We start from the raw sequence: 8,791 nt of genomic DNA on the forward strand, positions 1-8,791 counted from the left end.
GTGCTTCTCCAGATAGTAGTTCGTGCTGCGAATTACGACTGTTAGGCTGGTCGGATGGCGAAGAGCGAGGGTGGCGGTATCGGGGTCGTGGGGGCGTTGGTGCGGGCGGCGTTCCTGGTGGACGCGGTGTATGCCGATTCGGCGCGGGAGTTCGGGTTGACGCCGCAGCAGGGGCAGTTGCTCTGTGTGTTGCTGGGGCGGTCGTACGTGATGGGGGAGTTGGGCGGTGTGCTGCGGCTGGCCAAGTCGAGCCTGACCGGTCTGGTCGACCGGAGTGAGCGCAACGGGCTGGTGCGGCGGGAGAGTTGCAAAGGGGACGCGCGTGCCGTGTGGGTGCTGCTGACGGCGGAGGGGGCGGTGCTGGCGGAGCGCTTCTACGCGGAGACCTGTCGCCGGATCGACGAGCTGCCGGCCGGGCTCTCCGGTGCGGAGCGGGAGCTGCTGGGCGGGCTGCTCGGTCGGGTGGTGCTGGACAACAAGGTGCCTCCGGTGTTCGGGGAGTAGCGGGCGGCCGGGGGCTTGCAGGGGTTGAAGTTCGCGTCACGAACTAATATGTTCGTGCTGCGAACTTCAGCTCCTTTTTGCATGTGGGGGAACGATGGGCATCGGGAACGCGGGCGTCGTCTTCGGATTCGGCGCACCGGGAGACCTCGCCGATGCGGCGAGCCTGCTGGACCTCGTCCGGCAGGCCGACCGGGACGGGCTGGACCACTTCTCGCTGTCCGACCACCCGTACGTCGGCGGGCGGGTGGACGCGTACGCCGCGCTCGGCTTCCTGCTCGGGCGGACCGGGCGGATCAGCGGCTTCGTCAACGTCACCAACCTGCCGACCCGGCCCGCACCGATGCTGGCGCGGACCGTCACCTCGCTGTCCGCGCTGTCCGGCGGGCGCGTGGTGCTGGGGATCGGCGCCGGCGGAGTCTGGGACCGGATCACCGACCTGGGCGTCGAGCGGCTCACCCCGGGCGAGGCGGTGGAAGCCTTCGAGGAGGCGATCGTGCTGGTCAAGCGGCTGTCGGGCGGCGGCCCGCCGGTCACCCACGAGGGGCGGCACTACCGCGTCCGGGAGATCGAGCCGGCGCCCGTCGCCGCGCCGCCGGTGTGGACGGGCTCCAACGGCCCCAAGTCGCTGGCCGCCACCGGCCGGGTCGCCGACGGCTGGATCCCCGGCCACGCGGCGGACTGGCTCAGCGAGCGCTACCGCACCTCGCGGCCGGTCGTCGACGAGGCGGCCGCCGCCGTCGGACGCGACCCGCGCGAGGTCCGCACCGTCTACAACCTGCCCGGCCGGATCACCGACCGGCCGCTCGCCGCGACCCGCGACGCCGAGGGCAGGTGGCTCGGCGGCTCGGTGGGCCAGTGGGTGGAGGAGCTGACCGGCGCGGTGCTGGAGCACGGCGCGTCCGGCTTCACCTTCTTCGCCGCCGACCACGGCTCGCCGGACCCGGTCACCCTCGGCCGGTGGGCGCGGGAGGTCGCCCCGGCGGTCCGGGAGGCGGTCGGGGACGTGGTCGGGGACGCGGCAGGGAAGGGCTGAGCCCCGCCTCAGGCCGTGCGGGCCTCGCGGCGGTAGCCGCCCGGGGCCAGGCCGTACTCGCGTTTGAAGGCCTTGGCGAAGGCGTACTCCGAGCCGTAGCCGGTCTTCGCCGCGACGGTGGTGAGCGGGGCCTCGGACTCGCGCAGCAGACGCGCCGCCGTGGTCATCCGCCAGCGGGTCAGGTACGCCATCGGCGGCTCGCCGACCAGGGCGGTGAACCGGCGGGCGAACGCCGCCCGGGAGAGGCCGGCCCGGGTGGCCAGCGACTCCACCGTCCACGGCGTGGACGGCGCCTCGTGGATCGCGGTGAGCGCCGGCGCCACCGCCGCGTCCCCGAGCGCCGCCGCCCAGCCGGCCGCGGTGGCGGGCGGCTGCTCCTCGAACCAGGCCCGCAGGATGTACAGCAGCAGCGAGTCGATCAGTGCCGGGACGATGCCGGCCGAGCCGATCCGCGGGTTCTCCAGTTCGGCGCCGAGGAGTTGGACGGCCGCGCTCAGCTCGGGGTGGCGGCCGTGCCGGGTCTGCAGGTGGACGATCTCCGGCAGTTGCCGCACCAGCGGGTGCGGGCGTGCCTGGTCGAGGTGGTAGTTGCCGCACAGCAGGCTGGTGCGCGGCCCGTCCCCGCCGACGGTGACGGTGCCGATCGGCAGGCTCGGCCGGAACTGCGAGGGCTGCTCGGGGACGGCCGGGGTGTCCGGCCGGTCGGCGAGGACGTGGCCCCGGCCGTCCCGCAGGAAGACCACGTCCCCCGGGCTGAGTGCGATCGGCCCGGCCGTGTCGTCCTCCAGCGGCACCAGCCAGCAGGTCCCGTAGAGGACGACATGGAACCCGGCACCGGCGACCGGGGGCAGCCGCAGTCCCCACGGGGCCCGGCCCTCGGTACGGACGGAGGCGGGCTGCCCCGTCCGCATCGAACCCAGCGCCTCGGTCAGGATGTCCATGCCGCCTCCCCCGGTCGGTACGTGCTCCACCGGAACCCTACGGCTCAGGCGACGGTGAGGACGATCTTGCCCTGGGTGCGGCCGGTGGCGATCAGCTCGTGCGCCTTGCCGGCCTCCTCCAGCGGGAAGGTCTCGGCGATGTGCGGCCGGATCCGGCCCTCCTCCACCAGCCGGGCGATCGCCTCCAGCGAGGCGTAGTCCGGCTCCACCGAGATGCCGGCGAACCGCCGCCCGGCGGCCTCGACCTCGGCGGCCAGCGCGGTGTTCCAGTGCTCCATGATCGAGACCAGCACGCCGCCCTCGCGCAGCACCTCCAGCGAGGCGGTGCCCTGCGAGGAGGAGTCGAGCACCACGTCCACCTGGCCGACCGCCGCCAGGAAGCCCTCGGTGCGGTAGTCGATCACCTCGTCCGCGCCCAGACCGCGCACGAAGTCGTGCTTCGGCTCGCTGGCCAGGGCGATCACGTACGCGCCGCGGGCCTTGGCGATCTGGACGGCGAGGTGGCCGACGCCGCCGGCCGCGCGGTGGATCAGCACCCGCTGCCCCTCGGACAGGCCCGCCGCGTCGACCAGGCCCTGCCAGGCGGTGAGCGCGGCCAGCGGCAGCGCGGCGGCCTCGACGTGGTTCAGCGCGGTGGGCTTGCGGGCCACCTGGCGGGACGGCACCGCGACGTACTCGGCGTAGCCGGTGGCGGCCCGGGGGAAGAACGGCAGGCCGAACACCTCGTCGCCGGCCTTGAACCGGGCACCCGGCCCGGCCACCTCGACGACGCCCGAGATGTCCCAGCCGACGCCGAAGGGCGGCTCGCCGAGCAGCGGGTAGGCGCCCGAACGGACCGCCACGTCCACCGGGTTGACGCCGCTGGCGTGGACGCGGACGAGCACCTCGCCGCCGCGCGGCGCGGGCCGGTCGGTCTCGACGACCTCCAGGACCTCGGGGCCGCCGACGGACTTCTGGACAACTGCGCGCATGGGACTGCTCCTTGTCGGGACGGTGCACTGCTCTCGGTGACGTGATCAACGGTAGGCAGGCCGGGCGCGCGGCTGAATATCCTGCGGTCTCGGGAAGATGTCCCAGCGTCTCGCCGGCCGGTGGTCCCGTTGCCCCGCCGGTCGGACCGCACCCCGGTCGCGAGGTGGCCGCCCTGGTCGCCGCGGCGGGGGAGAGCGGGGACGCGGCGCAGCCGGCCCGGGCCGGCGCGCGGCCGGCGGAGCCGGCCCGGATCGAGCGGGAGGCGATGGCGGAGCTGGTCACGCCCTGGCTCAGGAGCCGGTGCCGAGGTCGCCGATGCGGAAGAGGGGGCGGCGGGTTCGCCGGCAGTGCCACCAGGCCCGTGCCTCGTCGTCCGGGTCCGCGGCCGGCACCAGCAGGTGGACGTGGCCGGGGCAGGTCGGCCACTGGAGGAACTCGTAGCCGGTGAGGTGGTCCTGTGCCTGCTCGGCGATGAGCGCGGTGAGCGGCCCGGGCGGCAGGTAGGGGTCCGTTTCGAGGGTGTACCGCAGGCCCCGGGCGCTGCCGAGGCCGAGCAGGAAGCCGGAGTACGGCTCCTCGGAGAGCTCCCAGCGGGCACCGTCCGGCAGTCGGGCACCGGCGGGCAGGTGCCGCAGGTCCCGTCCGACGCGGGTGCAGGGGGTGTGGAACTCGGTCGGCACGTCGGCCGGGGGCGGGGCGTCCAGGGGCCAGGCGGCGATGGTCCGCATACGGGCCACGCTACCGGCGGGGGAGCGGGCGGGGGAGAGGAACAGCCCCCGGGGTACGGGCCCCGGGGGCTGTTCCGGCCGTGCGGGCCGGTGGGGTGCGCCGGCCGTGGGACCGGGTTTCCGGTTGTGGGACCGGTTGCCGGCGGTGGGGCCGGGTCGGTCAGAAGACCGGCTGGCCGGCCCGGACCAGGCGCCAGGACTCGGCGGCGAAGTCGGCCGGGTCGATGACGCCCTTCGCCTTCACCCAGGCGATCATCGCGTTGCGGATCTCGTCCGAGTTGGCCCACACCTTCTGGGCGGCCGCGACGTGCGGGAAGTTGCCGCCGCCGTTGGCGCGGTAGTTGTTCACCGCGAGGACGAACTGCGCGGTCGGGTCGATCGGACGGCCCTCGAAGCTGAGGTTGACGATCCGCGAGCCGGCCGGCTGGGCGATGTCGATGTCGTACGAAACGCCGTACACCGAGTCGTAGTTGTAGTCCGGGGTGTTCTGGGCGTTGGTCAGGGTGGCCTTGTCGACCGGCGCGCCCGGGGCGAGCTGGTTGTAGTACTTGGCCGAGAACTCCAGGTAGTCCTTGATCTGGGCGCCCGTCAGGATGCGGGCCTCCAGGGTGTTCTCGTAGATGTACAGGCCGGCCGCGTCGCGCAGCTTGACCTGGCCGGCCGGGATGACGGCGCTGCGGTTGAACGGCGCGGCCTGGGCGAGCACCGGCAGCTTGGCGTACTGGCCGCCGGCCAGCGCGTCGCGCACCACGTCGGCCTGGACCCGGCCGATGAGGTCGATGATCGGGGTGTCCTTGAACGGCGCGTCGGCGATGGACAGCGCGACCTTGGCGGTGCCGATGACCTGGTTGACGTACTCGACGACCTTCTTGTGCTGCTCGGTCATCAGGCCGACGATCTCCGGGTCCTCCGGGACGGTGTTGGAGTTCAGCACCCGGGAGGAGAGCGAGACGACCTTCCACGCGCCGCCGACGAGCTCGACCTCGAAGTCGAAGCAGGTCAGCCGCTGGCCCCAGCACAGCGGCTCGGACAGCACGACCGTCTTCCCGGTCTCCTTGTTGACGACCAGGCGCTGCGGGATCTCCTTGTGGGCGTGGCCCACCAGGACGGCGTCGATGCCGGGCACCTGCTCGGCCAGCGCGACCGAGGCGTTCTCCGCCCAGGGCAGCTGGTCGCCGTAGGAGGTGGCCTCGTCCATGCCGGAGTGGCAGGCGACCACGATGACGTCCGCGCCGGCGGCCTTGACCTTCGGCACCCAGATCTTCGCCGTCTCGACGATGCCCGGGAAGGTCATCTTGCCGGCGACGTTCGCCTTGTCCCAGATCGCGATGCCCGGGTTGGTCAGGCCGACGATGCCGACCTTGAGGGCCGGGCCGTTGCCCAGCTTCACCTTGCGGATCACATAGGGCGGGAAGGCCGGCTTGTCGTTGCGGGCGTTCAGCGCGTTGGCGCCGAGCAGCGGGAAGTCCAGCTGCTCCTCGTAGGCGCGCAGGGTGTCGATGCCGTAGTTGAACTCGTGGTTGCCGAGCGCGGCGGCGGTGTACTCCATGGTGTTCATGGCGAGCGCCATCGGGTGCTCGGGCGCGGTGTCGGCCTCGGTGGCGATCGGCTCGACCCGGGCGTAGTAGTACGTCAGCTGGGTGCCCTGGATGGTGTCACCGGCGTCGATGAGCAGACAGCGGTCCCAGCCCTTCTCCTCGCGGACCTGCTTGGCCAGCGTGGAGATCTTGGCGAGGCCGACCTCGTTGTGCGCCTTGTCGGCGTAGACGGCGTCGGTGAAGTAGTCCCAGTTGAGCACCCGGCCGTGGAGGTCGGTGGTGCCCATGACGGTGAAGGCCTGGCGCTTGGTCCGGCCCTTGGCGCGGGCCTCGTCCGGTCCGGCGGCCGCCGCGGGAGTGGCGGCGGCGAGGGCCCCGCCGCTCGCGAGGGCGGCTCCGGCGGCGGTGGCGGCGGACCGGGTGACGAAGTCACGGCGGTTCAGGGGCATGGACGACTCTCCCGGTGGGGACGGCGGCAACGGACCGTCAACGGTGGCCGGGATCGCCGCCGGTGATGGCGGGCAGGCGCGTTGACGCGCGTAGAAGTACGCGCGTAGAAGTCTGCCGTGCGCTCCCCTCCGGCGGATAGTCCCCGGACCTTTCCAACAGGTGAGATCTTGGCGACTCGTTCGTGACCCGGGCGGGCGGGTACCGCACCCGCCCGCCCGGACCACGGCGGAGCACTGCTGTACTGCTGGCGCATCGCTGCACTACCGGCGGATTGCTGGGCTGCCGGCGGTGCACTGCCGTGCTACCGGCGGAGCACCGCCGTACTGCCGCGGGGTGCGGCTAGATGTAGCCCTCGCGCACCGCGTGGGCCACCGCGTGCGCCCGGTTGCGCAGTTGCAGCCGGGTCGTCAGGCCGTGCAGCACGTTCTTCACGGTCCGCTCGGAGTACGACAGCCGGGCCGCGATCTCCCCGGTGTCCCAGCCCTCGGCGACCAGCCGCAGCACGTCCGACTCACGCTCCGACAGACCCGTCGGCGCCTGGCCCGGCATGCCCTGGACGGACCGCTGCAGCCGCCCCACCTGGGCGATCAGCCGCCCCTGGAGGTCGGCCGGCAGGTCGCCGTCGCCCCGGGCCGCGGCCAGCACCGCCCGGCCGAGCCGCTCCGGCGTCGCCTCCCGCCGCCACAGGATCGCCGCCACTCCGCACTCGACGGCCTCCATCAGCTCGGTCTCGCGCAGCCGCTCGACCACCAGCACCACCCGCTGCCCGGCCCCGCGGACCAGCCGGCGCAGGGCAGCCGTCGCGGCCGCGTCGGCGGACTCGGCGACCAGCACGGTGACCGTGCCCGGACCGGACGCGCCGCTCGGGTCGACCACCGCCACCCCGGGGAAGCGGCGCAGCTGCGCCTCCGCCCCGGCCCGGGAGAGCGGATCGGCGGCCTGGACGGCGACCGGCACCGTCGAGCTGCGGGCGGTCGCCGCGGCGACCGCCCGCCCGGCCCCGGCCGCACCGCGGACGGCGACGGCGGCCTGGGGGTGGACGGCTGCCGCGGCGGCACCGACGGCATGGGTGTTCGTGGTGACCGAGCGGGACGCCGTCGGGCGCTGCGGCGGGACCGTGCGGGTGGCGGACGCCGACCCGGACGACCCCACCGCCGTGCCCCGGCGGTCGTACTCGGTGTGCAGAACAGTCAAATCTGGCCCCCTCCTGGAGAAGCCGGCCCGGCCACCCGGCGGACCCCGAACGTCAGGGCGTGGCGCCCCACCCGGGTAGGCCGACCGTTTCGACGGCGATCCGGGAGCGCTGCCCGTGCCCCGGAATCAACCACCATGCTTCCCGCCCGGGCAGGCTCCCGGCCATCGTGGTCCACCACGAGATCGGGCCCGCCGACCGGTCCCCGCCGATCGGGGGGAGGCAACGTTTTCGGCCCCCCAGGTGGTCTGGAACACGGGAGAGGTGGGTCGACGAGCCGCCGGAACACCGCGAAACCGTCCAATCGGGCGGCCGGAGCGGCCCGGGGCAGTTCGGGCGGGAAACTCCGTCCGCGGCGCGGAAACCTGACTCGCCAGTAACGCGTGGTTAGTACGTCAAGCCGTTTTCCCGGTAGAACGACAGGCGGTGCCCGTTCGGACACCGACGAAGACCCGGGAAGGGCAAAGAGGAGCACCTGGATGAGCACCGCCACGTCCACCCGCCTCGTGGACCGCGAACCGCAGCTGCGGCTGATCGCCGACCGGGCCGCCGGCGCCCGCCGCGGCACCGGCCACGTCCTGCTGCTCACCGGCGCCGTCGGCACCGGCCGCACCGCGCTCCTCGCCGAGGCCGCCCGCCGGGCCGCCGCCGACGGCACCACCGTGCTGCGCGCCCGCTGCTCCGCCGAGGAGGCCACCACCCCCTACGCGGCCGCCCGCCAGCTCTTCGACACCGGTCCGACCCCCGCCGGCCCCTACGTCCACACCGCCTGGGCCCCCGCGGCGGCGGCCGCGGGCCCCGCGGAGGCCGCCGCCGTCGGCATCGAGCCCGACACCGCCGAGTCCACCCTCTGGTCCCTGCTCCGGCTGCACGGCACCCACCACCCGCTGCTGCTCGCGATCGACGACATCCACCTCGCCGACGAGCCCTCCCGCCGCTGGCTGCGCCAGGTCGCCCGTCGCATCGACCGCCTGCCCGCCCTGCTGATAGCCACCGAACGCCGGCAGGCCACCCTCACCGGCCGGACCGACCGCTTCGCCCGCGACCTGCCGCCCGAGCTCGCCACCACCCTGCGGCTCGCCCCGCTCGGCGCCCCGGCGGCCGTTCTGCTCGCCGGGCAGCGGCTCGGACCCGGCACACCCCCCGGCCTGGCCGCCGACTGCGCCCGCGCCACCGGGGGCAACCCGCTGCTGCTCACCGCGCTGCTCGCCGACCTCGCGGCGGCGGACGGCGGGGACGGCGGCGGGGGCAGTGGGGACGGCGGAGACGGCAGCGGGGGCAGCGGGGGCGACGGGGACGGCGGAGCCGTCGCGCTCCCCGCGGCACCGGCCGGGACGCTGCCGCCGACCCTCCCCGAGCAGTGCGGCGCCCTCCCCGGCGGCGCCTTCGCCGAGGCCGTCGAGACCTGGCTGCACGGCGCCGGCGAACGGGCC

8 protein-coding genes are annotated in these 8,791 nt (G+C 74.3%); 3 read left to right on the top strand and 5 right to left on the bottom strand.

Features of this window, described 5'->3' with window-relative positions; genetic code table 11:
• Positions 1–54: 54 nt before the first annotated feature.
• Together ADK60_RS32960 and ADK60_RS32965 are read left to right on the top strand one after the other, a co-directional pair.
• Positions 55–504, top strand: a complete 450-nt coding sequence (locus tag ADK60_RS32960) for a MarR family winged helix-turn-helix transcriptional regulator (RefSeq protein ID WP_199839809.1) — start codon at positions 55–57, stop codon at positions 502–504.
• Between the two features lie 94 nt (positions 505–598).
• Positions 599–1,537 carry an LLM class flavin-dependent oxidoreductase gene (locus ADK60_RS32965; RefSeq protein ID WP_053650624.1) on the top strand — a complete coding sequence of 313 codons (939 nt, stop codon included), beginning with the start codon at positions 599–601 and terminating at the stop codon, positions 1,535–1,537.
• Positions 1,538–1,545: 8 nt separating this feature from the next.
• Here ADK60_RS32965 and ADK60_RS32970 read toward each other — a convergent pair whose 3' ends face one another.
• The 5 genes from ADK60_RS32970 to ADK60_RS32990 form a co-directional block, all read right to left on the bottom strand.
• Positions 1,546–2,478: an AraC family transcriptional regulator gene (locus ADK60_RS32970; RefSeq protein ID WP_053650625.1), complete on the bottom strand. Its 933-nt coding sequence runs from the start codon at positions 2,476–2,478 to the stop codon at positions 1,546–1,548.
• A gap of 44 nt (positions 2,479–2,522) precedes the next feature.
• On the bottom strand, positions 2,523–3,449 hold the full coding sequence (locus tag ADK60_RS32975) for an NADP-dependent oxidoreductase (RefSeq protein WP_053650626.1): 927 nt from the start codon (positions 3,447–3,449) through the stop codon (positions 2,523–2,525).
• A gap of 291 nt (positions 3,450–3,740) precedes the next feature.
• Positions 3,741–4,178 carry a hypothetical protein gene (locus tag ADK60_RS44075; RefSeq protein ID WP_053650627.1) on the bottom strand — a complete coding sequence of 146 codons (438 nt, stop codon included), beginning with the start codon at positions 4,176–4,178 and terminating at the stop codon, positions 3,741–3,743.
• A gap of 160 nt (positions 4,179–4,338) precedes the next feature.
• Positions 4,339–6,165 carry a bifunctional metallophosphatase/5'-nucleotidase gene (locus tag ADK60_RS32985; RefSeq protein ID WP_045938127.1) on the bottom strand — a complete coding sequence of 609 codons (1,827 nt, stop codon included), beginning with the start codon at positions 6,163–6,165 and terminating at the stop codon, positions 4,339–4,341.
• A 340-nt stretch (positions 6,166–6,505) separates the two neighbouring features.
• Positions 6,506–7,123 carry a helix-turn-helix transcriptional regulator gene (locus ADK60_RS32990; RefSeq protein WP_045938139.1) on the bottom strand — a complete coding sequence of 206 codons (618 nt, stop codon included), beginning with the start codon at positions 7,121–7,123 and terminating at the stop codon, positions 6,506–6,508.
• A 714-nt stretch (positions 7,124–7,837) separates the two neighbouring features.
• On the opposite strand from ADK60_RS32990, the gene ADK60_RS32995 reads away from it, so the two are divergent.
• Positions 7,838–8,791 (top strand): ATP-binding protein (locus ADK60_RS32995; RefSeq protein ID WP_159400687.1); only part of this gene is annotated, 954 nt, incomplete at its 3' end.

The sequence above is a fragment of the Streptomyces sp. XY431 genome, from assembly GCF_001279805.1.
Lineage (GTDB): Bacteria > Actinomycetota > Actinomycetes > Streptomycetales > Streptomycetaceae > Kitasatospora > Kitasatospora purpeofusca.